Here is a 25,422-nt window from a genome sequence, read left to right on the forward strand (position 1 = left end):
GTCCCACCCACCCCTTCAAGTCTAAACATACAAGCGGGCTTGCTCGCGAAGGCGGTGTATCAGCGAAAAATATGCCTACTGATACTCCGCTTTCGCGAGCAAGCCCGCTCCCACAGTAGTTTGGGGTTGTGTCGAAGTTTTGTGCTCGGCATCGGGCCGCGAGCACATTGAGCTATCATTGCGTCTTTCCCATTCAAAGATTGATTGCCATGACTGCCCAAGCCGACACCTTGCTCAACACCCTCGAACACTGCGACATGGTGGAAATCGACGGGTTGCACGCATTCGAATTCTCTCTCGATGAAGACGACAACTTGCACATCGAATGCATCGACGGTCGTGTGTCCAAGCACTGGGAGTTCACCCCGGCCGAAGTTGAGGCCGCGACCTTCGATCCAGACCTGCAAAGCTGGCTGATCACCGGCAGTTCCGGTGAGCATCGTCTGGTGTGTACGGAAGCATTCGGCGGCGGTGACGACGAGGACGACGGGAATGAGGATGCATAAGATCTGGCCTCTATTGATGGCCGGCAGTATCGGCGCGATGGGCACCCAGGCCGCCTCGGCCGAGGACTATCAGTTGCTGGTGGGTTCCTACACGGCAGGTCAGAGCCAGGGGATTTATCGCCTGAACTTCGACAGTTCGACCGGGCAGATCAACCCCACGCCACTGCAAGTGATCAAGAGTGAAAATCCGTCCTGGCTGACTCTGTCCAAGGATCAGCATCGGCTGTTCGTGGTCAACGAAAACGGCCCGGGGCAGAAAGATCCGGTCGGGCGCGTCAGCAGTTATGCCATTGATCCAAAAAACCATGCGCTGAGCCTGATCAATCAGGTGCAGAGCCTTGGCAATGAGCCGACTCATTCCAGCCTCAGCGGCGATGGCAGTCATCTGTTCGTCAGCAACTATTCGGTGGTTGAAGACCCGGGCGGCACACTCGCAGTGTTACCGGTGGGCGCTGACGGAAAACTCAGCTCCGTGGTGCAGATGAGCAGTCATCCGTCGAGTCGGGTCAACCCAGAGCGGCAGATGTCGGCTCACGTGCACTCGACGATTTCCTCGCCAGACGGGCGCTACGTGTTCTCCAATGACCTGGGCGCTGACAAGATTTTTGTCTATCGCTTCGACCCCAAGGCCAACCCGGACCTGCCATTGACGCCGGCCAAACCGGCATCGGTGCAGTTGCCACCGGGCAGCGGGCCGCGTCATCTGCTGTTCAGCGCCGATGGCAAACATGCCTGGCTGACCATGGAAATGAGTGCGCAGGTGGCCGTGTTCGATTACAAGGATGGCACCCTGGAGCAAACGCAGATGGTTGACCTCGCGGCGGGCCAGCCCACGTCTGACAAGGCAGCGGCGGCGCTGCATGCCTCCGCGGATGGCAAATTCCTCTACGTCAGCAACCGTGGCACCGCCAATCAGCTGCTGGTATTTGCCATCGACCCTGCGACGGGTCACCTCAAGGAACTGCAACGGCGCTCCGTGGAAGGCGACCATCCGCGCGAATTCAGCCTCGACCCCAGTGGCCAATTCGTGTTGATTGCCAACCAGAAAAGCAACCAGATTGTCGTCGTCGAACGCGATGACAAGACCGGTTTGCTGGGTAAAACCGTGCAGAAGCTGCCGATGGACGCGCCGAGCGACCTCAAGTTCATGCTGCGTCAATAGGCCGCAGGCCCCGGTTCAAGGGGCCTGCAACCTTCTATTAATGATGCTGATATCTGCTAATGCTACAAAGCATTTCAAGACGCGGACCCTCGAAGGTTAAGTTTGCTTCACGGCCCCACCGGGCAAGCAAGCCAACTGAATCCGAGGAATACCGCCATGAACTTCAATCTCTTCTCTGTAATCGCCGCTTCCGCCATCTCCGCCACCGTTGCTCTGCCAGCCAGCGCCAACGTTGAAATCAGCGAGAAAAAATCCCACGCCCAGAGTTACACCCAGAAATACCTGCAACAGAGCGCCAACTTCTACGCCGCTCTGGATCACAAAACCCAAGCCTGAAATTCCAGCCCTGCACCTTTTATGCAGGAGCGAAGTCACTTGCGTCGATCAGGCTGAACAGCTTTGAGAAACCTGAGTGATGTCGCTCCTGCATAACGCGTTTACGACAGCATCACATTGCCATAAATTCCTGACTTGATATCACATGGCCATGAGTCTAGATTTGTCGCTGAGTTTTTGACTCCTTTTCTAATAACAAGGATCGACAGCATGGCGATGCGTCTGGCAGTGGTTCTTCTTTTTCTGTATTCCACCCCCATACTTTCGGACGCACAGCCCGTTTCAGACGAGCCGGACGCGGCCCGCGAGCGCATGATGAGTTTTATCAAAGACTGAAATAGACTGGCTTAATGATCAACCAAGCTGATGGTCACTATGGATAACCCTGAGTGGTTACCACAGCTTTTTTGATTGATTCTGTGGGCATCGAAACAAGCCCACGGAGAACACCATGGCCAGCTCAATCCTCACTTCTGCCAAACACGGCGCCTACCTGGCCATCGGTCTTTACGTCGCAATGGTGCTGGTGGTCAGCCTTTCGGCTCAATCGCAACACACCGTGGACGCACCGATTCAGGTCGCTTATCCCGCCATCCAGTTCGAACACCGCGCTCAAGACGTCGTGGTCGATCACGCAGAACTGGCGGGAGTGGTCGGGGCATGAAAGGGCGCAAACTCTGGGTGATCGCCTTTCTGGCATTCTTCACCAACGGCACTTCGTTGCTGGGTATTGGGCAGGGCTCGGCGGGCTCCGTGGCCCGGTCGATAGAAGCCAATCACAATCTTGCACGCAACATTGAAACGCAGAAGGCGATGGGGCTGTTGGCGGGCAATCCACCGATCAAGCGCCAGGTCGATTTCTTCGGGCCATTCCAGGTGGATTGCTCGGTGTTGCAGATGTGTGAAGTGTTTGCCTGAGCCACAGGTTACGGGGGCTCTTATTTTTTCATCACGCCGGTAAACAAGTCTGACTCCAGAAACCGCTGCAACCAGTCCTGCAACCGCACATGAGGCGTCTGCGCAAACCACTCGCGATCGACATGGGCGAACTGCCTTACGAACGGCATCAACGCTACATCCGCCAGACTTGGATGTTCGGCCAGCAAGTAATCGCGCCCCTGTAGCAACTCATCAAGCTGACGCAAAAACACCTCACCATGCGCCCGATAAACTTCCATCGGCCGCTCGGGATAACGTTCGGCGTACTTGTAGTGATTCAAGTGCACCTTGAACACCTGATCATTCGCTTCTATCAGGGCGGCGATTTGCGCCTGTCCGGCGGGATCATCCTTGAGCAACCAATCCTGCGGATCATTTTGCGCCAAAGCCCAGCGCATGATCGCCAGGCTTTCATCAATGACCCGGCCATCAGCGCTCAACACCGGCACCGTGCCTTTGCTCGACAGCGCGAGCATCTCGGCGGGTTTGGCCTTGAGGCTGACCTCGACAATATTCACCACGACCCCTGAATAGCGCAGGGCCATGCGCGCACGCATGGCGTACGGGCAGCGGCGGAACGAATACAGCGTATTCATTTCACCTCCAGCGTACTCAGGCCGTTGCCCTGGCGATGAACCTGAATTTGCACCGGAATCCGCTCATGCATTTCCTGCACATGGGAAATCACCGCGACTTTACGGCCCTGAGCCTGCAAGCCATCGAGCGCGTCCATGGCCAGTTGCAGGGATTCCGGATCGAGGCTGCCGAAGCCTTCGTCGATGAACAGCGATTCGATTTTCAACGTGCTCGAGGCCATCGACGCCAGGCCCAGGGCCAACGCCAGCGACACCAGGAACGTCTCGCCACCCGACAACGAGTGCACCGAGCGCAGCTCATCGCCCATCTCGGTGTCCATCACCAACAACCCGAGCATGCTGCCGCCGCGTTTCAACCGATAACGGCGCACTAGTTGGCGCAACTGCACGTTGGCGTGATGCACCAGCAGGTCGAGGTTGTAGGCCTGGGCGATCTTGCGGAAGGTATCGCCGGTGGCCGAGCCGATCAGGGCACTCAAACGCGCCCAGCGCTGATACTCGGTGTAGGCATCGGCAATCTGCTGCGCCAACGCCTGATTGGCGTTTTGCCGACGCTGATCCTCGGCCTGTTCGGCGCGCAGTTCGGCGCAGCGGTGTTCGCTGGCGGCAAACAGGTTTTGCAGTTCGGCGAGCGCGCTGGCCAATTGTTCGGCATCGAGGTTGCCATTGTGCTGCGCTTGATGATTGAGCAGGCGCTTGTCGCGCTCCTGCAACAGGACCTTGGCCTGTTCGATGGCTTTTTCGCTTCGCTGCAATTGCTGGCGCAGTTCGCTGACCTGTTGGTCGTCGACGCTCAGCAGCACTTCCAGACCACGGTCATCCAGCTCCGGATGCTGCGCGCGCCAATCGGCGATCTTGCTGCTCAACTCGCGGTCTTCGGCTTCCAGTGCCAACGAGCGCTCGTGCAATGCCTTGAGTTCGGCGGCGAGTTGCACCAGGCGCGTGCGCACGGTTTGCAGCTCCTGATTGGCGGTCGACTCTGCGGTGCGTGCCTGTTCAACGGCGTGATCGAGTTGCTGCTGCCATTGCTCGGCACTGGCGTGCTCGCCCAACAATTGCGTCAGGGTTTGCTGACAGGCTTGCTGTTGCTCGGCGAGGGTATCGAACTGCTGCTTGGCGACTTCCAGTTGCTGAAGGCGTGTCTGCTGGCGGTCCTGTTCTTTCTCCAACGTCTGCTGGCGTTGCAGCTGTTCGCCGAGTTCGTCGCGTTGCTGGTCGAGTTGCTCCAGACGCTGGGCAATCTGGCGGTCGAGTTGCATGAACGTCGCGGCGGGTTCGTTGCGCAATGCCTCCAGCGTCTCGCCCGGGAGCAGGGTGCTGAACGCGGTCAGTTCTTCATCCAGACGCTGGCGATCGCTGCTCAACTCGCGTTGCTGAGTGCTCAAGTGCTGCGCCGCTTGCTGGCTCGCCGTTTCGGCGCTGCGCAGTTGATGCTGGAGGCGCGCGGCGTCCTGTTGCAAGGTGAGCAGAGCGGTTTGTCGTTGTTCGTCCTGGGTGATGCTCTGGTTCAACTGAGTGTTTTGCTGCGCCAGCCAGGCATCGCGTTTGTTCGTGTCCTGAGCCAGCAATTGCGTCGACAACGGATGCGCATCGAGGCTTGGCGTCAGGGCTTGTTGCTGAGTGGCGAGCTGCTCTTGCTGCTGTAGCAGCTCTTTCTGCTGAGCGATCAAGCCACCGACTTCGCCGCGCAAGTCAGTGAGTTTTTCCTTCAACTGGTCGACGGCTTTCTGCGCGTTGGCCTGCTCGCTTTCATCATGGCGGCCGAGGCTTTGCAGCAACGCTTCCGGCTGATGATAAGGATGGTCGGGGCTGCCGCAAACCGGACACGGTTGATCGTCCTGCAACTGCTCACGCAACTCTTCGACGCTGGCGCTGCGGGCCAGACGCTGACGCTCCAGCAGTTCGCGGGTGACGGTCAGGGTCTGTTCGGCGACGGTCAGCTCGTTCTTGGTCTTTACCCCGTCCTGGGTCAGCCGATCCCGTTCTTGCTGGGCGCTCAACTGCCGTTGTTGAAGCTCCGCGCCGCGGGTGTCCAGCTCTCGCTGCTGGGTCCACAGTCGTGTCAGCTCTTCGAAGGCTCGGAGTTGCTTGCGGTTGTCCTGCAACAGATTGCCGAGCAGCTGGATCTGTTCAGCCACGGCTTCGGGCTCGGCGCCGGCCTCTTTGTAGAGCACTTCCAGTTGCTGCTTTTGCGCGGCGAATGCTTGCGCTGCGCGCGTGGCGCTGAGCTCCAGGGCGGCCATTTCGGCCTGGCCCTTGTTCAAGCGATTGCCGATCAACATCAGCTGCTGCAGGCGATCGCGATAGGCATTCCACGCCTCGCTGAGTGGCGCAAGAGCAGCGCTTTGTTCAAGCTCGCCGGCGATGCGTTGCAGGCGTTCGGCGACGAGTTTCTGCTGGTCCAGCAAACCTTGAATCGTGTTCTGACCCTGAGTGCAGGCCAGTTCGGCTTGCTGCTTGAGATCGGCGCTGAGGCTCGTGTCCTTGACCAGGCGGGCGAGGGTGCTTTGCGCTTCAAAGGCCTGGCGCAGCAACGGCGCACTATGGGTGTGCTGCTGTTGTGCCTCGGTCAGCGCGGAGTGGGTGCTGCTCAGGCTCTGTTCGAGTTGCGTCTGGCGCTCGGTGAGTTCCTGTTGCTGTTGTGTGTGCAGCTGAATCTGCGCGGTCAGCGGTGTGAGCTGGGCGGTGAGTTCGGTTTTGCGCGCGAACTGGTGCCGTTGCGGGGCTAACTGCTCCAGGCGCGTCAGTTTCAGGCGTTCGCCGACCTGACTTTCCCAGTGCTGTTGCGCACCGGTCAGTTGCTCCGTGGCGCTCAGTTGTTCGTCCTGCAACTGGCGCAGATCTTTGAGCCAGGTATGTTGCAGCTCAAGCTGCTTAAGCTGTGCCTGCTGCGTCTTCAATTGTTGCTGCGCTTCACTGAAGCGCTCATCCAGTTCGGCGCGGGCTTCGGGCGCCAGCGGGGTCACGCCGGTGGCCTGGTCCTGAAACAGTTTGTGCGCTTCACGCGCCTCTTTGGTCTTGTCGAACGCGCGGCGACCGAGTTGGGTGTACAGCGCAGTGTCGGTGAGCTTTTCCAGCAGTTCGCTGCGTTCGTTGTCGTTGGCCTTGAGGAAAGCACTGAACTCGCTCTGGGCGAGCAACACGGCGCGGGTGAACTGTTCGAAGTTCAGGCCCAATACGGATTCGAGCTGGGTTTTGAATTCGACTTTCTGGCTCGCCAGCAGTTGATCCTGATCGATGTCGCGCAAGCTCTGGCGACTGGCTTGCAACTTGCCGCCGGCCTTTTCCCGGGCGCGATTGGCTTCCCAGCGCGCGCGGTAACGACGGCCGTCGATGCCGACGAAATCCACTTCGGCATAGCCTTCACCGGTGCCGCGACGCAGCAACGTGCGCGGGTCGCCGGTGCTGATTTCGCCATCGGCGTCCGGCGCTTTCGCGGAGACTTGCGCATTGCTCAGGCGCGGCACGGCGCCAAACAGCGCCAGGCACAAGGCATCGAGCAAGGTACTTTTACCGGCACCGGTCGGGCCGGTGATCGCGAACAAACCGGCGCTGGCCAAGGGTTCAGCGGTGAAGTCGATCTCAAAGGGGCCGGCCAGGGAGGCGAGGTTCTTCAGGCGGATCGCGAGAATTTTCATGGTTGTTCGCTCTCCATCTGTACGTCCTGCAGCAACTCGGCAAAGTCCTTCAGCGTTTGCTCATCGACTTCACTGCCGTAGCTGTCCTGCCAGGCGCGACTGAACAACTCCTGAGGTGTGAGCTGGTCCAGTTCGACCAGCGTGGTGCCGTCGTCGACGCTGTCACGGCTGCCGTTGCCGGCGTATTCGGCAGCGATACGTACCAGGCGCACGGCTTTGCCCTGCAGGGCGGTTTCTACCTGATGACGCAGGTCGGGTTGTGGCTCGTCGAGGCGAACGCGGACTTCCAGCCACGGTTGGCGCTGGATGTCGGCCAGCAAATCGATGTTGGGCAGGTCCGCCAGTTGCAGGAGGATCTCTGCCAGCGGCGCCGGGCCGATGCGTTGCAGGTTCACTGCTCGTGGAATCAGCTTGGGCTCGACGCTGACCAGGGTTTCGCCGTCGAGGGTGACGTCGAGAATCTGATGCTGATAACCGATCTCGGAGAACGATAATGGAATCGGCGAGCCGCTGTAGCGGATGCGCTCTTCACCGTTAACCTTTTGCGGCTTGTGCAAGTGACCGAGGGCGACGTAACTGATGCTGGGTCCGAACAGGCTGGCGGGCAAGGCTTCGGCGTTGCCGATGATCAGGCTGCGCTCGGAATCTTCAGACACCGAACCGCCGGCCATGTGCGCGTGGCTGATGGCGATCAGCGCTTGGCCGGACGCGCGCTTGGCGTTGGCCGCCTCGATCAGCCATTCGTGAACCTGGCCAATCCCGCGCAAATAGTTATCACCCAACTGCGCGCCGGTGACTTCGGCCGGGCGCAGGAACGGCAGCGCCAGGCACCAGGCGGCAATTTTGCCGCTGGCATCCGGTAACGGCAGCAACAGGCGTTCGGCATCCAGTTGCCCGTCATCCAGCCACAGCACGCGGCCGAGGGCATGGGTGCGCAAGCGGCGCATCAATGGCGCGGGCAGTTCGATCCGTGAGCCGGAATCGTGGTTGCCGGCGATCATCACGATGGTCAGCAATGGCTGCTGCTCGTGGGCGCTGACGATGAAGTCGTAGAGGCGTTCCTGGGCTTTGACCGGCGGGTTGACGGTGTCGAAGATATCGCCGGCGATCAGCAGCACATCAGGCTGGTCCAGCTTCAGTTGGCGCAACAGCCACTCGAGAAAACAGGCGTGCTCGAAATCGCGTTCCTGGCCGTGCAGGTTCTGCCCAAGGTGCCAGTCGGAGGTGTGGAACAGACGCAAGGCGGACTCCGTTGCAAATAAGGTGATGGCCGCGCGGGAAATGAGGGCGGCTAAAGGGGAGGGAGTTTACTGGCAAAAAAAGCGTGGCGCGCGATGGATGTGATCAAACCGCGTACCTACTGACCTGCTGACCTGCTGACCTGCTGACCTGTGGCGAGGGGGCTTGCCTGTGGCGAGGGGGCTTGCCCCCGTTCGGCTGCGCAGCAGTCGTAAAACCAGGCGATGCGGTATGTCTGTGGAATTGCTGGGGCCGCTTCGCGACCCAACGGGGGCAAGCCCCCTCGCCACAAAAGCTCGATTACTTGGGGTATAGAGGAGGGAGCCCGCTGTCGCCGACCGGGTCCTGAACCCGTTCGGCAATCGGGATTGCCTTGATCGCGCGCCACAGTTCTTCGCCTTGCCAGTGCTGGCCGGTTTCGCTGTAGAGCGCGCCGTTCAAGCCGTCCAGCGCATCGGACAAAGGCACGAAACGGGCGGCCATGTCAGCCAGGGTTTCCGGTTGTTGCCGCGCCCAGGCGTCGAGCGCCTGGCGGGTGGCGTGTGAGTCGTTCGCCAGGCAGGCGCGCTTGAGGTCGTCGAGGACGGTGCGCGGGCTCGGGCCGGTCTGCGTCGCACGCAGGATCGCCGGTTGCCAGCGCGCGCGCCACCAGAGGCCGAAGCCGAGCAGGGTGGTGCAGGCCAGGATCAGCGTGCTGAGTTTCCAGCGCCACAGGGTTTCGCTGTCAGCGGCGGAATCGACCTGAGGCATCCCGGCCGGCGTATCGACCTGCATGCTCGGATTGTTCGCGACTTGCAGGGTACGCGCCGGCAGGCTGCTGCGTTCCAGATGATCTTCGAAGGTGTTCCACCAGACCACGTCCACCGCCGGCAATTCGATTGCACCGCTGCGCGCAGGCACCAGGGCTTCACGGTCTTCACGACTGCCGATCAGGCCACGTTCGCTGTTCTGGTTGCCCAGCACCGGCTGATCCGGATAGCGCCGCAAGCCGTTGACGTCAGTGGCCGGCAGCGGCGGCAGTTGCGAACTGGCCAGGCCCTCAACCTTGAGGATCAGGCTGCGGGTCAGCGAGTCGCCGACCTGGGTGTGGTCCGGTTCCGGGTTCCAGCTTTCGCTCAGGGTCACGCTGCGGGCCGGCAACCAAGGCAGATCGGCAGGGTAAGTGATGGGTTTCGCCTTGACCGTCAGCAACATTTGCGTGGAGCTGACGCGCATCAGCTTGCCGGATTTCGGCACCTGGGCGGCGGCGTCCTGCACGGGTTGGGTGTCGACCAGCGTGGCGCTGAAGATCTGCGCCGGAATCGCCAATTCGCCGCTGTGTTGCGGGTAAATCGCGTAGCGCATTTCGATCACGCCATGGCGCAGGCCGTTGATGACTTTTTCGTAGGTGCGCGACTCGCCCAGTTGTTCGATGCGCGCATCGGGAACCTGCAACGGGGTCAGGCTGCTGTCGTCGTACAGCGACACCGAATGGTAGATGCGCAGGGTCAGGATCGCCTGGGCCTGCACGTACACGCTGCTCTGGTCGAGGCTGGCGTCGATGAACACCGGGGCCAGCTTGGTCGCGGTGTCCTGGGTTTCACTCTCCACCACTTGCAACGTGATCGACTGGCTCTGCGCCTCGCCCAGTTGCAACGGCGGAATGGTCACACTGCCGTTCTCCTTGGGCAGCAGGGTAATGATCCAGCGCGTGGTCGCGCGGTTGTCGCCACTGAGGGTGTTCAACTGGTTGACCTGTCGAGTGCCGCGCACTTCGAACAGCGGCTCCAGCGGGTTCAGGTCCGGCTTGCCGAACTGGGTAACGTCGCTGGATTCAAGGGTCAGCTCGACCGTCTCGCCGGAGTTCAGGCGACTGCGATCAACGCTGGCAACCAGCCCCTCTGCCTGGGCCTGAACGGCACAGCACAGCAGGGCAAGCATGAAGAGGGTGAAGCGGGTCATCGAGTTTTTCCCTGATCCTGATGTTGTTGCTGTTCGTACCAGAATTTGCGCCGGAGCAATTCACCCGGATCATCCGGGATCTTGCGCAACCATTGCTCCAGCGCCTGAAGTTGTTCGCCTTCGATCGTGTCGCTGGTCGGGCGCGGCGGCGGCCGGGTGCTTTGCTCGTCACCCAACTCGCTGCCCGGCACTTCATTGGCGCCCGGTTTCGGCGGCGAGGTGGCCGGTTGTTCGGCGTCTGGTGTGGTTTGTTGGACGTCGGTTTGCGGTTCACCTTCGCTCGTCGGTTGCGTGGCCGCGCCGGGCTGCGATTCTTGATCGGTGGACGGTGCCTTGTTGTCGTCGGAGGTCTCGGGCTCAACCGGCGGCGGGGTGTTTTTCTGTTTGAGCAGACTCTCCACCAGCGCCTTGTTGGTCAGGGCCGGGCGCAAATCCGGTTGCAGTTCCAGCGCCTGTTCGTACGCATCCAGCGCGGCTTCCAGCTCACCGCTTTTGGCCAGGGCATTGCCTCGATTGTAGTGGGCGTGGGCGTCACTGCCCTGGGCAAACCGCTGGGCGGCGCCACTGTAGTCGCCGGCCTCGTACAGCGCCACGCCTTGCCATTGCGGGTCCTGGAAATACTGCGCAGCCCTGGCCGGGTGGTCTTGCCTGAGCAAATGCAGGCCCCGTTGGTCGGGGCGCAACCACAAGTCTTCGAAGTCGAAGGCATAACTCGGTTGCGGCATCGCCAACAGCAACGGCAGGCAGAACAACCAGCCACGCCGCCCGGCACAGGCCGCCAGCAACAACAGCGGCAGCAACAGCCAGTAACCTTGGTCGGCCCAGGTGTCGAGGCGCAACATTTGCCCGTCATTGCGCAATGCGCGCGGGCCATCCAGCAGGCCCAGCGCACGTAAGTCCGCCTCGTCCAGTTGCGCCTGGCGATAGCGTCCGCCGAGGTCATGGGCAAAAGCTTTGAGGCTCGAGTTGTCCAGGCGCGGCACCAGAATCGCGCCCTCGTTGTCCTTGAGGAAGCTACCGTCCTCCTGAGCCACCGGCGCGCCCTCGGCGGTGCCGATGCCCAGCATCAAGAATTCGGTTGAGTGGCCGTCCAGTGCGTTATGGATGCCTTCGCGTTCCAGTTCGGTCAGGGTCGAACCGATCAGCAGGATCCGGCCATCGCCCAAAGCTCCCTGACTCAGCAAGGCCAGGGCCTTGTTCACCGCGAGATCGGCGCGATGGCCGGCCTCGGGCATCAGTGACGGTTTCAGCGCATCGAGCAGGTTGCGGCTGGTCGACAGGTCATCCGACAGCGGCACCAAGGTGTGGGCGCTGCCGGCGTAGACGACGATGGCGGTCTGAGCGTCGCTGCGCACCTCAAGCAGGTCGAGCAGCTTGCGGCGCGCCTGCTCCAGCCGGTTCGGCACCACGTCGGTGGCGAGCATTTCCGGGGTCAGTTCAAGCACCACCACCAGCGGGTCGGCGGGTTTCTGACTGTTTTGTTCGACCCGTTGCCAACTCGGGCCGAGCAGCGCCAGCACGGTCAACACCCAGGCCAGGCCAAGCACGACCCACGGCAGTTTGCTGTCGCGGCCGTTGCCGCCACTGAGCAGTGCGGCGTGAAAGGCCGGCGGCAGAATCATCTGCCAGCGCCCGGCGCGTTTTTGCCGGTGCCAGAGTTGCCACAGCAACCAGCCGAGCACCGGCAACAGCAATAGCCACCAAGGACGGAACCAGAAAGGCCAGAGCGCGCTCATCGGCGTCTCCGCACGCGCAGGCGTTTGAGGCGCTGGCGCCAGTCAGGCAGGGGCGATTGCAAGAACAGATCCTTGGTAAACAGGCGTTGCAACAGGTTATCCGGCCAGCGTTCGCGCACCACCAACAGCATGCTCAGCAGCAGGGCCATCGCCAGCGGCCAGTGGTACAACGCCTGCGCCGGGCGGGCCTGGGTCGGTTGTTGCGTCACGGGTTCGAGTTTGTCGAGGGTGTCCTTGATGATCTGCAGTTCGTTGCCGTCATGGGCGCGGAAGTACTGACCGCCCGTGGCCTCGGCGATGGCTTTCAGGGCCGGCTCGTCGAGGTCCAGGCTCGGGTTTACGCCCAAAAAGCCCAGCGTGCCGCTTTCTTCCGGGTTGGCGCCAATGCCGATGGGGTAGATTTTGACCCCTTCGCTGGCCGCCAGTCGCGCGGCGGTCAACGGGTCGATTTCGCCGCCGTTGTTGGCACCGTCAGTCACCAGGATCAACACGCGGCTCTGGGCCGGACGCATACGCAGGCGTTTAAGGGCCAGGCCGATGGCATCGCCGATGGCGGTGTTCTTGCCGGCGATGCCGATCCGAGCTTCGTCGAGCCACACGCGCACGGTATGCCGGTCGAAGGTCAACGGCGCTTGCAGATAGGCCTGGCTGCCGAACAGGATCAGGCCGACCCGGTCGCCATCGCGGCTTTCGAGGAAATCACCGAGCAAATGCTGCACCAGGCTCAAGCGGCTGACGTCCTCGTCCTGCCACTGCATGTCGGGGAAATCCATCGAGCCGGACACATCCACCGCCACCAGCAAGTCGCGGCCACTGGCGGCGATCGGCAGCGGTTCACCGAGCCATTGCGGGCGCGCGGCGGCGATCAGCAGCAACAACCACAGCAGCATGAACGGTGCCTGCTGCCGCCACGCCGGCAGGTTCGCCCGGGCGCGGCGGCGGGCCAGGCCTTCGAGGTCATTGAGGAAGCTGACTTTGAGGGCCGGCTCGCCGCTGTCGGCCACTGGCAGCAAGACGCGCATCAGCCACGGCAAGGGCAGCAAGGCAAAGATCCACGGCCAGGCGAACTCAAACATGTTTGCGAATCCAGGTGTCGACGGCCTGGGTCAGGCCGGCGATGGCCTTGTCGTCGAGTTTGCATTCGGGTTTGTAGGCGCCTTCCACCAGCACCATCCAGCGCGTCAGGCCGGCCGCCGGGCAGCGGTTGTCGAGAAACGCCAGCCATTTGCGCCCGTTGAGGGTGTGGCTCTGGCTGTAGGGGTAGTGGTTGCGGCACAGGCGCTTGAGCAAGCCATTGAGCTGTTGCAACCACGCGCCCGCCGGTGCGCCGTCGTAGGGTTTGGGCATTTGCGCCAGTTCGGCCAGCGCAGCGAGACGCACCGGGTCCAGCGGTTGTTCGGCGCGAACGATGGGACGTTTGCGCACCACCAAGTGGCGCATCCGCCACAGGCCAAAGCCGATCAGCGGCAGCAACAAAAGGAGCAGCCACCAGCCCGGCGCGGGGGGCCAAAATTCGATGGGCGGCGGGGTAATCAGCGGCTGCAGTTGATCGAGGCTGCTCATCGACCTTTCCCCGGTTTCTGTGGGTTCAGAAACTCGCGCAGTTGCTCGACCATCTCACTCTGGGTGCTCAACGGCATCAGCAACACGCGCAGCTTCTGGGCGAGCAATTCCCAGCGGGCAATGCGCGCTTCAGCCTGGGCGCGATAGGTCTGGCGCAGGTCGAAATTCAGGGTGTCGAGTTCCAGTTGCGCACCGCGTTCGGCGAAGCGCAGCAAACCGGCGGCGGGCAGGGCGTGATCCAGCGGATCGGAGAGGGGCAGCAGCAACAGGTCGCAATGGCGCGACAGCAGGCTCAGCTGTTGTTCCGAACCTTCGGTCAAGGCGCGCTCGTCGCAGATCACGATCACCAGGCTGCCGGGGCGCAACACTTCCCGCGCCCGACGCAGGGCCATGTTGAGGGAATCGCGGTTCTGCTCGGTTTCGGTGTGCAGCGATTGATTGACCCGCACCAGCCGGTTGAGCAATTGCAGCAGGCTCTGTTTGCTGCGTCGCGGCTTGATTTCGTAATGCTCGTTGTCACCGAACACCAACCCGCCCACCCGGTCGTTATGACCCAGTGCGGCCCAGCCGATCAGGCTGGCGGCCTGGGCGGCGAGCACCGATTTGAACATCAGGCCCGAGCCGAAAAACAACCGGCAACTTTGCTCGACCATGATGAAAATCGGCCGCTCGCGTTCTTCATGGAACAGTTTGGTGTGGGGTTCCTGGGTGCGCGCGGTCACGCGCCAGTCGATGGTGCGCACATCGTCGCCGGCCTGATAGACCCGCACCTGGTCGAAATCCACCCCGCGCCCGCGAAATTTTGAGTGATGCAGGCCGATCAGCGGGCTGCGCTGGCTCGGCGTGGAAAACAACTGCACTTCACGCACGCGATGGCGCATGTCGATCAGCTCGGCGAGGCTGACACGGATGCCCGGCTCGGGCGGCAGCAGGGTGTTCATCGGGGTCAAGCGACGGCTACGACGTCGAGAATTCGCTGGACCACCCGGTCCTGGTCGATGCCAGCCGCTTCGGCTTCAAAGGACAGAATGATGCGATGGCGCAGCACGTCAAACAGCACGGCCTGAATGTCTTCCGGGCTGACGAAGTCGCGGCCGGCCAGCCAGGCGTGGGCCCGGGCGCAACGGTCCAGCGCGATAGAGCCGCGAGGGCTGGCGCCGTAGGCAATCCAGTCGGCCATTTCCGGGTCGAACTTGCCCGGGTTACGCGTGGCCATGACCAGTTGCACCAGGTATTCCTCCACGGCGTCGGCCATGTACAAACCGAGGATTTCCTTGCGAGCGGCAAAGATCGCCTGCTGGCTGACCCGGCGTTCCGGCTTGGTTTCGCCGTTCAGGGCTTCGCCACGGGCTTGCTGGAGGATCTTGCGTTCCACCGCGGCGTCCGGGAAACCGATTTTGACGTGCATCAGGAAACGGTCGAGCTGGGCTTCGGGCAGCGGGTAGGTGCCTTCCTGCTCGATCGGGTTTTGCGTGGCCATCACCAGAAACAGCGGTGACAGCTCATAGGTGCTGCGCCCGACGCTGACTTGGCGCTCGGCCATGGCTTCAAGCAGCGCCGACTGAACCTTGGCCGGGGCGCGGTTGATTTCGTCCGCCAGGACCAGGTTGTGGAAGATCGGGCCTTGCTGGAAGACAAAGCTGCCGGTTTCCGGACGATAGATTTCCGTGCCGGTAATGTCGGCCGGCAACAGGTCGGGGGTGAACTGGATACGGTGGAACTGTGCTTCGATGCCTTCGGCAAGCTCTTTGATGGCCTTGGTCTTGGCCAGGCCAGGGGCGCCCTCGACCAGCATGTGGCCGTCGGCAAGCAAAGCGATGAGCAAGCGCTCGATGAGTTTTTCCTGGCCGAGAATCTGCGTTGAAAGAAAGGTTCGCAGCGCGAGCAGCGCTTCACGATGTTCCATCGATGACTGTTCCTGGAGAAGGTGGCCGAAGTCGTTCGAATAACGCTTGGGCTGGGGGCGTTACTTTAATCCATCGCGGGGGGCGGCGACTAACGGCATTTTGTGCAAAGTGCGGGAAATGGTGGGTGGAATTGTCTGAAATTTGTCTCGGTTGGAAAGTAGTGCCGTTCTTTCGGGCCCCTTCGCGAGCAAGCCCGCTCCCACATTCAACCGAGTTCTGTCATGAGAATGCGGTCGAATGTGGGAGCGGCGGTGCGACGATTCGACTTGCTCGCGAAGGCGTCTGTCGGGGCACTGATATTCAGAGCTGGCTTATATAAGTCCCAGTCCCCTCGAGAATATTTTTCAGCGTTTGCTCAACCTCAGCCAAATCCCCCGCATCCGTGTTGTGAATGATTTCCAGAGAATCATCCCCATTCAAAGCATCCGCATCCGCCGCGGCGATTTCGATCAGCAGGCGGGTCGGGCTGAGGGTGACTTTCACACCGTCCAGGGTCGAAGGCTCGCCATCGAGGGTAATTTCCAGTTCGTCCTCGTCCGGATAGCGGGTCATCAGGAACATGTCGCCCGCGTCGCTGTGGCAGCAGAGCATGGCCATGTTGTCTTCCTCGTCATCGCAAGGGTTCACAATCAAGTGGGCGGTGGTCATTTGCATGGGAAATTCCTGGCTCGACGAGCGTGGTGAAGACGCACAAAACGCAATTCTGCCAGCCCGACGGAATTTCTGCTCGGCTGAGTGTCAGAGGAGGGGCGTGGACACTTGGAGTGTTACTGGTCATTTCTGGTACGCCGGTGCCGGAAAACCGGGGATAAAACGCCCGTTTTTGCCCACGACTGCTAGTGTTGTTCGAAGCGTGTGCCGCCAGTTGCGTACCGATGACCGAATATGTCGCAGCACCGCAAGCACGGGCCTCGCCGCACTCGTTAAGCTGCGCAACGGATGAGCACCTGTAAAGACATTGCGCTGTACGCAGCCCAGTCGTTTTTGCAGATGCCCATTCATGGAAGGTGAATGTGACCTGAGTGTCTCGTCCAGCTTCACCCACCTGTCCCCTGTTTCCTCTGCCCGAGAATCAGGAACAGGGTGACGGATCGCCCCGAAAGGGGTTTTGCACGCGACGCTTCCATCAATAACAAGCCCAAGCGGAGTACCACAGATGGCGTTCTTCACCGCAGCCAGCAAAGCCGACTTCCAGCACCAACTGCAAGCGGCACTGGCACAGCACATCAGTGAACAGGCACTGCCACAAGTGGCGCTGTTCGCTGAACAATTCTTCGGCATCATTTCCCTGGACGAGCTGACCCAGCGTCGGTTGTCCGACCTCGCCGGCTGCACCCTTTCTGCGTGGCGCCTGCTTGAGCGCTTCGATCACGCGCAACCGCAGGTTCGCGTCTACAACCCTGATTACGAACGCCACGGCTGGCAGTCGACCCACACCGCGGTCGAAGTGCTGCACCACGACCTGCCATTCCTGGTGGACTCGGTGCGTACCGAGCTGAACCGTCGCGGCTACAGCATTCATACCCTGCAAACCACTGTGCTGAGCGTGCGTCGCGGCAGCAAGGGCGAGTTGCTGGAAATCCTGCCGAAAGGCACCCAGGGCGAAGGCATTCTTCAAGAATCGCTGATGTACCTGGAAATCGACCGTTGCGCCAACACCGCCGAGCTCAATGTGCTGAGCAAAGAGCTGGAGCAGGTGCTCGGTGAAGTCCGCGTTGCCGTCGCCGATTTCGAACCGATGAAAGCCAAGGTCCAGGAAATCCTCACCGGCCTGGACAACAGCCAGTACGCGGTCGACCCTGAAGAAAAAGGCGAAATCAAAAGCTTCCTGGAATGGCTGGTGGGCAACCACTTCACGTTCCTCGGCTACGAAGAGTTCGTGGTACGCGATGAAGCCGACGGCGGCCACATCGTCTACGACCAGGATTCCTTCCTCGGCCTGACCAAACTGCTGCGTACCGGCCTGACCTACGATGACCTGCGCATCGAAGACTACGCCGTGAACTACCTGCGCGAACCGACCCTGCTGTCGTTCGCCAAGGCTGCGCACCCAAGCCGTGTACACCGTCCGGCTTACCCGGATTACGTGTCGATCCGTGAAATCGATGCCGCCGGCAACGTGATCAAGGAATGCCGTTTCATGGGCCTGTACACCTCGTCGGTGTATGGCGAGAGCGTGCGGGTCATCCCGTACATCCGCCGCAAGGTCGAAGAAATCGAACGCCGTTCCGGCTTCCAGGCCAAGGCTCACCTGGGCAAGGAACTGGCGCAGGTGGTTGAAGTGCTGCCGCGCGATGACCTGTTCCAGACCCCGGTCGACGAACTGTTCAGCACCGTGATGTCGATCGTGCAGATCCAGGAGCGCAACAAGATTCGCGTGTTCCTGCGCAAAGACCCGTACGGCCGTTTCTGCTACTGCCTGGCCTACGTGCCACGCGACATCTACTCCACCGAAGTGCGCCAGAAGATCCAGCAAGTGCTGATGGATCGCCTGAAAGCCTCGGATTGCGAATTCTGGACGTTCTTCTCCGAATCCGTGCTGGCCCGCGTGCAACTGATCCTGCGCGTCGACCCCAAGAACCGCCTCGACATCGACCCGGTTCTGCTGGAAAAAGAAGTGGTGCAAGCCTGCCGCAGCTGGCAGGACGACTACGCCAGCCTGGTGGTTGAAAGCTTCGGCGAAGCCCATGGCACCAACGTGCTGGCCGACTTCCCGAAAGGCTTCCCGGCCGGTTACCGCGAGCGTTTTGCCGCGCACTCGGCTGTGGTCGACATGCAGCACCTGCTGAGCCTGAACGAAAAAAACCCACTGGTGATGAGCTTCTATCAGCCGCTGGGTCAGGTGTCCGGCCAGCGCATGCTGCACTGCAAGCTGTATCACGCCGATACGCCGCTGGCGCTGTCCGACGTGTTGCCGATCCTGGAAAACCTCGGTCTGCGCGTGCTGGGTGAATTCCCGTATCGCCTGCGCCACACCAATGGCCGCGAGTTCTGGATTCACGATTTCGCGTTCACCGCTGCCGAAGGCCTGGAACTCGACATCCAGCAACTCAACGACACGCTGCAGGACGCCTTCGTCCACATCGTGCGTGGCGATGCCGAGAACGATGCGTTCAACCGCCTGGTGCTGACCGCTGGCCTGCCGTGGCGCGACGTGGCGCTGCTGCGTGCTTACGCTCGCTATATGAAGCAGATCCGTCTGGGCTTCGACCTGGGCTACATCGCCAGCACCCTGAACAACCACACCGACATCGCTCGCGAGTTGACCCGGTTGTTCAAGACCCGTTTCTACCTGGCGCGCAAGCTGTCCGGCGACGATCTGGAAGACAAGCAGCAACGCCTGGAACACGCGATCATCGCCGCGCTGGACGAAGTCCAGGTGCTGAACGAAGACCGCATCCTGCGTCGCTACCTGGACCTGATCAAGGCCACCCTGCGCACCAACTTCTATCAGACTGATGCCAACGGCAAGAACAAGTCGTACTTCAGCTTCAAGTTCAACCCGCACCAGATTCCAGAGCTGCCGAAGCCGGTACCGAAGTTCGAAATCTTCGTTTACTCGCCTCGCGTCGAAGGCGTGCACCTGCGTTTCGGCAACGTCGCTCGTGGCGGTCTGCGCTGGTCCGACCGTGAAGAAGACTACCGCACCGAAGTCCTGGGCCTGGTAAAAGCCCAGCAAGTGAAGAACTCGGTCATCGTGCCTGTGGGCGCGAAGGGCGGCTTCCTGCCGCGTCGCCTGCCACTGGGCGGCAACCGTGACGAGATCGCGGCCGAAGGCATCGCCTGCTACCGCATCTTCATTTCGGGCCTGTTGGACATCACCGACAACCTGAAAGACGGCGCGCTGGTTCCGCCGGCCAACGTCGTGCGTCATGACGACGATGACCCGTACCTGGTGGTCGCTGCGGACAAGGGCACTGCGACCTTCTCCGACATCGCCAACGGCATCGCCATCGACTACGGTTTCTGGCTGGGTGACGCGTTCGCTTCCGGTGGTTCCGCCGGTTACGACCACAAGAAAATGGGCATCACCGCCAAGGGCGCGTGGGTTGGCGTTCAGCGTCACTTCCGCGAACGCGGCATCAATGTCCAGAAAGACAGCATCACCGTGGTCGGTGTCGGCGACATGGCCGGCGACGTATTCGGTAACGGCCTGTTGATGTCCGAAACCCTGCAACTGGTGGCCGCGTTCAACCACCTGCACATCTTCATCGACCCGAACCCGGAGCCGGCGAACAGTTTCGCCGAGCGTCAGCGCCTGTTCGACCTGCCGCGTTCGGCCTGGTCGGATTACGACACCAGCATCATGTCCGAAGGCGGCGGGATCTTCTCCCGTAGCGCGAAAAGCATCGCGATTTCCCCGCAGATGAAAGAGCGCTTCGACATTCAGGCCGACAAGCTGACCCCGACCGAACTGCTCAATGCCTTGCTCAAGGCACCGGTAGACCTGTTGTGGAACGGCGGTATCGGCACCTACGTCAAGGCCAGCAGCGAAAGCCACGCCGATGTCGGCGACAAGGCCAACGATGCACTGCGCGTGAACGGCAACGAACTGCGCTGCAAAGTCGTGGGCGAGGGCGGTAACCTCGGGATGACCCAACTGGGTCGTGTCGAATTCGGTCTCAATGGCGGCGGTTCCAACACCGACTTCATCGACAACGCCGGTGGCGTCGACTGCTCCGACCACGAAGTCAACATCAAGATCCTGCTGAACGAAGTGGTTCAAGCGGGCGACATGACCGACAAGCAACGTAACGAGTTGCTGGCGAGCATGACCGACGAAGTCGGCAGCCTGGTGCTGGGCAACAACTACAAGCAGACTCAGGCTTTGTCCCTGGCTGCGCGTCGTGCCTTGCCGCGCATCGCTGAATACAAGCGTCTGATGAATGATCTGGAAGGCCGCGGCAAGCTGGATCGCGCCATCGAGTTCCTGCCGAACGAAGAAGCGATCAACGAGCGCGTTGCAGAGGGCCATGGCCTGACCCGCGCCGAGCTGTCGGTACTGATCTCGTACAGCAAGATCGACCTCAAGGAAGCGCTGCTCAATTCCTTGGTGCCGGACGACGACTACCTGACCCGCGACATGGAAACCGCTTTCCCGCCGTCGCTGGTGAGCAAGTTCTCCGAAGCCATGCGCCGTCACCGTCTGAAGCGCGAAATCGTCAGCACCCAGATCGCCAACGACCTGGTCAACCACATGGGCATCACCTTCGTTCAACGACTCAAAGAGTCGACCGGCATGAGCCCGGCGAACGTGGCGGGCGCTTACGTGATCGTGCGTGACATTTTCCATCTCCCGCACTGGTTCCGTCAGATCGAAGCCCTGGATTACCAGGTATCCGCCGACGTGCAACTGGAGCTGATGGACGAGCTGATGCGTTTGGGCCGCCGCGCCACGCGCTGGTTCCTGCGCAGCCGTCGCAACGAGCAGAATGCCGCTCGTGACGTCGCGCACTTCGGTCCACATCTGGCAGCGCTGGGCCTCAAGCTCGACGAACTGCTGGAAGGCCCGACCCGCGAAGTCTGGCAGACCCGCTATCAGGCTTACGTCGCTGCTGGCGTACCTGAGTTGCTGGCGCGCATGGTTGCAGGCACCACTCACCTGTACACCTTGCTGCCAATCATCGAAGCGTCGGACGTGACCGGCCAGAACGCAGCAGACGTCGCGAAGGCTTACTTCGCCGTCGGCAGCGCGCTGGACATTACCTGGTACCTGCAACAAATCAGCGCGCTGCCGGTTGAAAACAACTGGCAAGCCCTGGCCCGTGAAGCGTTCCGTGATGATGTCGACTGGCAGCAACGTGCGATCACCATCTCCGTCCTGCAACAGGGCGACGGCACTCAGGACGTGGAAACACGCCTGGCGCTGTGGATGGAAGCGCACGAAGGCATGATCGAACGCTGGCGCGCGATGCTGGTGGAAATCCGTGCCGCCAGCGGCACGGACTACGCCATGTACGCGGTGGCCAACCGTGAGTTGCTGGACCTGGCATTGAGCGGGCAAGCGGTGGTGACCACCACTTCAGCCGTCAGCGAAGAGCTGGAGCCGGCGGCCTGATAGGGCGCTGAATGAAAAAACCCCGCATGGAGACATGCGGGGTTTTTTTTGCCTGATGGTTATGGGTTGTTTGTTCAGGCCTCTTCGCGAGCAAGCCCGCTCCCACATTGGAACGCATTTCAAATGTGGGAGCGGGCTTGCTCGCGAAGGGGTCATTAGCCTCAATACAACTCCCGGCCCGAATTATTCTCCAGCATCGACACTTTATCTGTCGGACTGGTCAATAAATTACTGAGTGACTGGTCAAACTTCTGCAATGCCCTAACTTGCACATTCTGTTGCTCGTTAATATCCGTCACTATCTCTGAACTAGGCTTGAAGTCCGCCCAAAGAGGCGTAAGCGCTTTCGCATCATGCCCTTGGGCAGTGCCAATATAGTTAAGGTTAGAGTCGTAAAAGTCTGCGCTGACATCCGCCGCCAAATCCGAACTGCGCGAGGTCATCAACTGGCTGCGGCTATCGACAATCGCGACCACGTCCGGTTTCGCCGCCTTGAGGCTTTGCATGTCCGGGTACACCGTGACCGAGCCGAATTGGCGCTGCAACGAGGCCTTTACCCAGTCCACGGCCAGGTCTGGTTTGGAGGTGGCGACGAAGGCGTCATGAATCGGTTGTACCAGCAAACTCTGGCCGAAACCGGTGCCCGCGTTGGCCTGGTAGTCCTGGAGGTAGGCGCGATTGGTCTGGGTGTTGCGGCTGTAGACGATGCCCAGCGAGACGTTATGGCCATTAGGAATGCTCGTGGCATTGCTGCGGCCAACAGGCGCGGTAAAGATGCCATCCAGCGAAGAGACTGCACTTGGCGCGGTGGGGATCGAGCAGCCTGCTAAGACCATCGTCATCGTCAAGGTACTGACAAGCGCAAGTTTCATGGTGTTACTCCCGTGAAACAACTTGAAGTCGGAAAGATTGAGTGCCGGTATGTTCCGGCGGTGATTCCAGACTAAACCTGTCTTCGCTGAATTAAACAACCAATAAACAGACTTGTTGGCAGACCAATAGTTTTATTTGGTTTAAACAGGGTTGGTTGATTGCGTCGAGAAATAAAAAGGCCCGAAATCGAAGTTCGGGCCCTTTTATTTATGGCTGTACGTTCAGCCATCAGTTTTCCAATGGGATCAACACTTTCTCATCAGGAGACAACACCATGAACACCAGCAGTTTGGCAGGCTTTGTTGCGCTGGCGTTCTTCGAGACCAAATGTTCCGATCCTGCAGGCTCGTACCAGTATTGGCCGGCCTTGTAGGTGATCGCTTTTTCACCCTTTACCTGGGAAGTGATCGCGCCGGAAATGACGTACGCCATGGCTGTGCCTTCATGCTTATGGGCAATCGAGGATTGGCCAGGCTTGTAGTCGACTTCGATCATCATGGCTTTTTTGCCGGGGACGTTTTTCAGCAATTCGTCCTGCAGCACCGTGACCTTCTCTGAAGGGCCTTCGTGGGCAAGCGCGGTGACTGAAGTGGTCAGGGCGAGGACAGCGAGCGGGGCAGCAAGGAAACGCAAAGCTTTCATGGTTCATTACCTGCGGTGGTTATCGTCAGCAACAACGATAGTCCGCAGGGTGGGCCAATCAAACAGCCAATATTCGGGAAGGTGAGGGGACCAATCCAGCCCCGCAATGGTTGTCGCAACTGTCCTTGTGGCGAGGGGGCTTGCCCCCGTTGGGGCACGAAGTGGCCCCCATTGGATTAAATACACCGAGCCGCCTGTTTTTGCGACCGCTTCGCGCTCGAACGGGGGCAAGCCCCCTCGCCACAAGAACAGCTGCTATCAGGTGTTCAGCGGATCGGGAAGCTGTTGAAATCCACGGCATTCGCCAGTTGGTTGTCAATCAGGCCGATGAAGCCCTGGACTTCGGGGCAGTTGAAATGGGAATGCATGGCCGCTTCCGATTGCCAGCGCGCACTGACGGTCCAGCGGTTGGTGTCCTCGGGGCAGCGGTCGACCATATAGGAGTCGCAGCCCGGTAGTTCGCGCAGGGTTTCGACAATCTTTTGCAGTTGCTTGCCCAGTTCATCCGAGCGGCCTGCGGCGGCCTGCACCTGTACGGTATTGATCACTTCGTTGGACATTGCTCACACTCCTGAATCAGGCCGGACGAATCCTGCTCATTGAGGGATAACGCTTATGCAGGATAGGCCTGCAACCCCGGACCGCCAATAGCCAATCGCCCGGTAAAGCCGCAGACCAATCTGTCAGGCTACCTGCTGCAAAATGTCGCGCAGACGGTCCAGGGCGGTGTCGATGTCCAGCGTGTCAATGGCGCCAAAACCCAGCAAAAGCCCGGGTTGAGGCGCTTGCTGGAAGTAAAAGGCCTCGATGGAATAGAGACCGACTTCGACCTTTTTCGCCAATTCGATCAACAAGGCCAGATCGATAGGCACTTTGCACATCACCACCATGTGGAACCCGGCCGTGGTGGGCACGGGCTCGAACCACGGCGACAGGTCGCCCGCCATGCGCGCCAGGATGCGTTCGCGACGCCCGGCATAGATCGTGTGGCAGCGGCGAATATGCTTGAGCAGGCAGCCTTCGGCGATGAATTTGGCCAGCGCCCACTGCGGCATTGTGGAGGTGTGCAGGTCGGTGAGTTGCTTGGCGCGGATCACCGCTTCGAGAATCGCCGGCGGCAAAATCGCATAGCCCAGCCGCAACTCCGGCAGCAAGGTTTTCGAGAAGGTCCCGACGTACGCGACGATCCCGCGCTCATCCATGCTTTGCAGCGAATCGGTGGGGCGGCCCTCGTAGCGAAATTCGCTGTCGTAATCGTCCTCGATGATGATCGCGCCCAGTTCATAAGCGCGTTCCAGCAGGGCCACCCGGCGTTCCTGGCTCATCGGCAGGCCGAGAGGGAACTGATGGGACGGTGTGACGTAGATCAGCCGCGTGCCGAGGGGGATTTTGTCCACCTGAATGCCTTCTGCGTCCACCGGTACACCGAGCACCGTGGCACCGTGCGAGCCAAACAACAGGCGTGCCGGCGGGTAACCGGGGTCTTCCATGGCGACGATGCTGCCGGGCCGCGTGATCACCCGGGAAATCAGGTCCAGCGCCTGTTGCGCGCCGTTGCACACCACCACGTCTTCGTCCTGGCAATTGACCCCGCGCGAGAACGCGATGTGCCGGGCGATGGCGTTGCGCAGCGCCGGCAGGCCCTCGGGCAGGCTGTAGAAGCCCTTGGAACCGGCAATCTGGCGCAAGGCATGGGAGGTGCAGCGACGCCAGTCATCCTGCGGGAACTGGCCCTTGCTGGTGGCGCCGCCAATGAAGTCATAACGCAACGAGCCTTCCAGCGTCGGATGCCGCAGGAACACTGGCAGCTGGCGCCAGGATTCGATGACCTCAAAACTCGCCAGCTCGGAATGGCTTTGTTTGCGGGCGATTTTCGAGGGCCGCGCATTCACGTAAGTGCCTTTGCCAATCACTCCGGTGAGGAAGTTTTCGTAGGTCAACTGCGCGTAGGTATCGGAAATGGTCTTGCGCGAAATCCCCAGCTGTTCGGCCAGCAAGCGGCTGGGCGGCAGCTGGGTCCCGGCGGCGAGGCGCCCGGATTCGATGGCGCTGCGCAACTGGTTGTACAACTGGCCCGTCAGGTCCTTGCGGCCGTTGATGACAACATGAAGTTCCATACCGGCGGGGCTCCTGCAGCGGTTGAGGCGCGTGTGCGTCGCGCCAGATTACCCGCATGCGCGGCCGTGCAGAAGTTGCGTGGGTGAAAAACCCGGGATTGGTTTGGTGCCGATTGGTCCACGGTTATTTCGCAGAATTGGATCTGTCGCGCCGCGGCCTCGGCGACTA

21 protein-coding genes are annotated in these 25,422 nt (G+C 60.8%); 7 read left to right on the top strand and 14 right to left on the bottom strand.

Features of this window, described 5'->3' with window-relative positions; genetic code table 11:
• Window positions 1-209: 209 nt before the first annotated feature.
• From BK660_RS28630 to BK660_RS28650, 6 genes are all read left to right on the top strand, one after another.
• Window positions 210-506 carry a DUF5629 family protein gene (locus tag BK660_RS28630; RefSeq protein WP_123436187.1) on the top strand — a complete coding sequence of 99 codons (297 nt, stop codon included), beginning with the start codon at window positions 210-212 and terminating at the stop codon, window positions 504-506.
• Window positions 493-1,668 carry a lactonase family protein gene (locus BK660_RS28635; RefSeq protein WP_123436188.1) on the top strand — a complete coding sequence of 392 codons (1,176 nt, stop codon included), beginning with the start codon at window positions 493-495 and terminating at the stop codon, window positions 1,666-1,668. Before BK660_RS28630 ends, BK660_RS28635 begins: the two co-directional genes overlap by 14 nt.
• A 156-nt stretch (window positions 1,669-1,824) precedes the next feature.
• Window positions 1,825-2,004 carry a hypothetical protein gene (locus BK660_RS28640; RefSeq protein ID WP_059180948.1) on the top strand — a complete coding sequence of 60 codons (180 nt, stop codon included), beginning with the start codon at window positions 1,825-1,827 and terminating at the stop codon, window positions 2,002-2,004.
• A gap of 210 nt (window positions 2,005-2,214) precedes the next feature.
• Window positions 2,215-2,340, top strand: a complete 126-nt coding sequence (locus tag BK660_RS33200; protein ID WP_259698543.1) for a hypothetical protein — start codon at window positions 2,215-2,217, stop codon at window positions 2,338-2,340.
• 115 nt (window positions 2,341-2,455) lie between these two features.
• The gene (locus BK660_RS28645) at window positions 2,456-2,668 is read left to right on the top strand and encodes a hypothetical protein (RefSeq protein ID WP_123436189.1); all 213 of its coding nucleotides are present in this window, start codon (window positions 2,456-2,458) and stop codon (window positions 2,666-2,668) included.
• Entirely contained in the window at window positions 2,665-2,922 is a 258-nt protein-coding gene (locus BK660_RS28650; RefSeq protein ID WP_123436190.1) for a hypothetical protein, read from the top strand. The genes BK660_RS28645 and BK660_RS28650 overlap by 4 nt, the downstream gene beginning before the upstream one ends.
• A 20-nt stretch (window positions 2,923-2,942) precedes the next feature.
• Here BK660_RS28650 and BK660_RS28655 read toward each other — a convergent pair whose 3' ends face one another.
• From BK660_RS28655 to BK660_RS28705, 10 genes are all read right to left on the bottom strand, one after another.
• Window positions 2,943-3,539: a glutathione S-transferase gene (locus BK660_RS28655; protein ID WP_123436191.1), complete on the bottom strand. Its 597-nt coding sequence runs from the start codon at window positions 3,537-3,539 to the stop codon at window positions 2,943-2,945.
• Window positions 3,536-7,177, bottom strand: a complete 3,642-nt coding sequence (locus BK660_RS28660) for an AAA family ATPase (RefSeq protein ID WP_123436192.1) — start codon at window positions 7,175-7,177, stop codon at window positions 3,536-3,538. Before BK660_RS28660 ends, BK660_RS28655 begins: the two co-directional genes overlap by 4 nt.
• Window positions 7,174-8,418 (bottom strand): exonuclease SbcCD subunit D C-terminal domain-containing protein, encoded by a 1,245-nt coding sequence (locus BK660_RS28665; protein WP_123436193.1) that lies wholly within the window; start codon window positions 8,416-8,418, stop codon window positions 7,174-7,176. The genes BK660_RS28660 and BK660_RS28665 overlap by 4 nt, the downstream gene beginning before the upstream one ends.
• Window positions 8,419-8,716: 298 nt before the next feature.
• Window positions 8,717-10,357 (bottom strand): BatD family protein, encoded by a 1,641-nt coding sequence (locus tag BK660_RS28675; RefSeq protein ID WP_123436195.1) that lies wholly within the window; start codon window positions 10,355-10,357, stop codon window positions 8,717-8,719.
• Window positions 10,354-12,093: a VWA domain-containing protein gene (locus tag BK660_RS28680; RefSeq protein ID WP_123436196.1), complete on the bottom strand. Its 1,740-nt coding sequence runs from the start codon at window positions 12,091-12,093 to the stop codon at window positions 10,354-10,356. Before BK660_RS28680 ends, BK660_RS28675 begins: the two co-directional genes overlap by 4 nt.
• Entirely contained in the window at window positions 12,090-13,169 is a 1,080-nt protein-coding gene (locus BK660_RS28685) for a vWA domain-containing protein (protein WP_123436197.1), read from the bottom strand. Before BK660_RS28685 ends, BK660_RS28680 begins: the two co-directional genes overlap by 4 nt.
• The gene (locus BK660_RS28690; protein WP_123436198.1) at window positions 13,162-13,656 is read right to left on the bottom strand and encodes a DUF4381 domain-containing protein; all 495 of its coding nucleotides are present in this window, start codon (window positions 13,654-13,656) and stop codon (window positions 13,162-13,164) included. Before BK660_RS28690 ends, BK660_RS28685 begins: the two co-directional genes overlap by 8 nt.
• The gene (locus BK660_RS28695; RefSeq protein WP_123436199.1) at window positions 13,653-14,597 is read right to left on the bottom strand and encodes a DUF58 domain-containing protein; all 945 of its coding nucleotides are present in this window, start codon (window positions 14,595-14,597) and stop codon (window positions 13,653-13,655) included. The genes BK660_RS28690 and BK660_RS28695 overlap by 4 nt, the downstream gene beginning before the upstream one ends.
• Before the next feature lie 5 nt (window positions 14,598-14,602).
• Entirely contained in the window at window positions 14,603-15,562 is a 960-nt protein-coding gene (locus BK660_RS28700; protein ID WP_027923426.1) for an AAA family ATPase, read from the bottom strand.
• A 301-nt stretch (window positions 15,563-15,863) separates the two neighbouring features.
• Entirely contained in the window at window positions 15,864-16,217 is a 354-nt protein-coding gene (locus tag BK660_RS28705; protein ID WP_123436200.1) for a hypothetical protein, read from the bottom strand.
• A gap of 502 nt (window positions 16,218-16,719) precedes the next feature.
• Between BK660_RS28705 and BK660_RS28710 the strand changes: the two genes are divergently transcribed.
• The gene (locus BK660_RS28710; protein WP_123436201.1) at window positions 16,720-21,621 is read left to right on the top strand and encodes an NAD-glutamate dehydrogenase; all 4,902 of its coding nucleotides are present in this window, start codon (window positions 16,720-16,722) and stop codon (window positions 21,619-21,621) included.
• 161 nt (window positions 21,622-21,782) lie between these two features.
• Here BK660_RS28710 and BK660_RS28715 read toward each other — a convergent pair whose 3' ends face one another.
• The 4 genes from BK660_RS28715 to pdxR form a co-directional block, all read right to left on the bottom strand.
• Window positions 21,783-22,493, bottom strand: a complete 711-nt coding sequence (locus tag BK660_RS28715; protein WP_123436202.1) for an ATPase — start codon at window positions 22,491-22,493, stop codon at window positions 21,783-21,785.
• 229 nt (window positions 22,494-22,722) lie between these two features.
• Window positions 22,723-23,136, bottom strand: coding sequence for a cupin domain-containing protein (locus BK660_RS28720; protein ID WP_123436203.1), 414 nt, complete (start codon window positions 23,134-23,136; stop codon window positions 22,723-22,725).
• Window positions 23,137-23,402: 266 nt separating this feature from the next.
• Entirely contained in the window at window positions 23,403-23,696 is a 294-nt protein-coding gene (locus BK660_RS28725; protein ID WP_123436204.1) for an antibiotic biosynthesis monooxygenase family protein, read from the bottom strand.
• A 123-nt stretch (window positions 23,697-23,819) separates the two neighbouring features.
• On the bottom strand, window positions 23,820-25,253 hold the full coding sequence (gene pdxR / locus BK660_RS28730; RefSeq protein ID WP_123436205.1) for a MocR-like pyridoxine biosynthesis transcription factor PdxR: 1,434 nt from the start codon (window positions 25,251-25,253) through the stop codon (window positions 23,820-23,822).
• Window positions 25,254-25,422 lie beyond the last annotated feature (169 nt).

It is taken from the genome of Pseudomonas brassicacearum (assembly GCF_003732265.1).
Lineage (GTDB): Bacteria > Pseudomonadota > Gammaproteobacteria > Pseudomonadales > Pseudomonadaceae > Aquipseudomonas > Aquipseudomonas brassicacearum_D.

Excerpts from the sequence above, each read along its gene's own strand:
- BK660_RS28630 (WP_123436187.1), top strand. The coding sequence starts at position 210 with ATGACTGCCCAAGCCGACACCTTGCTCAACACCCTCGAACACTGCGAC.
- BK660_RS28635 (WP_123436188.1), top strand. The coding sequence starts at position 493 with ATGAGGATGCATAAGATCTGGCCTCTATTGATGGCCGGCAGTATCGGC.
- BK660_RS28640 (WP_059180948.1), top strand. The coding sequence starts at position 1,825 with ATGAACTTCAATCTCTTCTCTGTAATCGCCGCTTCCGCCATCTCCGCC.
- BK660_RS33200 (WP_259698543.1), top strand. The coding sequence starts at position 2,215 with ATGGCGATGCGTCTGGCAGTGGTTCTTCTTTTTCTGTATTCCACCCCC.
- BK660_RS28645 (WP_123436189.1), top strand. The coding sequence starts at position 2,456 with ATGGCCAGCTCAATCCTCACTTCTGCCAAACACGGCGCCTACCTGGCC.
- BK660_RS28650 (WP_123436190.1), top strand. The coding sequence starts at position 2,665 with ATGAAAGGGCGCAAACTCTGGGTGATCGCCTTTCTGGCATTCTTCACC.
- BK660_RS28655 (WP_123436191.1), bottom strand. The coding sequence starts at position 3,539 with ATGAATACGCTGTATTCGTTCCGCCGCTGCCCGTACGCCATGCGTGCG.
- BK660_RS28660 (WP_123436192.1), bottom strand. The coding sequence starts at position 7,177 with ATGAAAATTCTCGCGATCCGCCTGAAGAACCTCGCCTCCCTGGCCGGC.
- BK660_RS28675 (WP_123436195.1), bottom strand. The coding sequence starts at position 10,357 with ATGACCCGCTTCACCCTCTTCATGCTTGCCCTGCTGTGCTGTGCCGTT.
- BK660_RS28680 (WP_123436196.1), bottom strand. The coding sequence starts at position 12,093 with ATGAGCGCGCTCTGGCCTTTCTGGTTCCGTCCTTGGTGGCTATTGCTG.
- BK660_RS28685 (WP_123436197.1), bottom strand. The coding sequence starts at position 13,169 with ATGTTTGAGTTCGCCTGGCCGTGGATCTTTGCCTTGCTGCCCTTGCCG.
- BK660_RS28690 (WP_123436198.1), bottom strand. The coding sequence starts at position 13,656 with ATGAGCAGCCTCGATCAACTGCAGCCGCTGATTACCCCGCCGCCCATC.
- BK660_RS28695 (WP_123436199.1), bottom strand. The coding sequence starts at position 14,597 with ATGAACACCCTGCTGCCGCCCGAGCCGGGCATCCGTGTCAGCCTCGCC.
- BK660_RS28700 (WP_027923426.1), bottom strand. The coding sequence starts at position 15,562 with ATGGAACATCGTGAAGCGCTGCTCGCGCTGCGAACCTTTCTTTCAACG.
- BK660_RS28705 (WP_123436200.1), bottom strand. The coding sequence starts at position 16,217 with ATGCAAATGACCACCGCCCACTTGATTGTGAACCCTTGCGATGACGAG.
- BK660_RS28710 (WP_123436201.1), top strand. The coding sequence starts at position 16,720 with ATGGCGTTCTTCACCGCAGCCAGCAAAGCCGACTTCCAGCACCAACTG.
- BK660_RS28715 (WP_123436202.1), bottom strand. The coding sequence starts at position 22,493 with ATGAAACTTGCGCTTGTCAGTACCTTGACGATGACGATGGTCTTAGCA.
- BK660_RS28720 (WP_123436203.1), bottom strand. The coding sequence starts at position 23,136 with ATGAAAGCTTTGCGTTTCCTTGCTGCCCCGCTCGCTGTCCTCGCCCTG.
- BK660_RS28725 (WP_123436204.1), bottom strand. The coding sequence starts at position 23,696 with ATGTCCAACGAAGTGATCAATACCGTACAGGTGCAGGCCGCCGCAGGC.
- pdxR (WP_123436205.1), bottom strand. The coding sequence starts at position 25,253 with ATGGAACTTCATGTTGTCATCAACGGCCGCAAGGACCTGACGGGCCAG.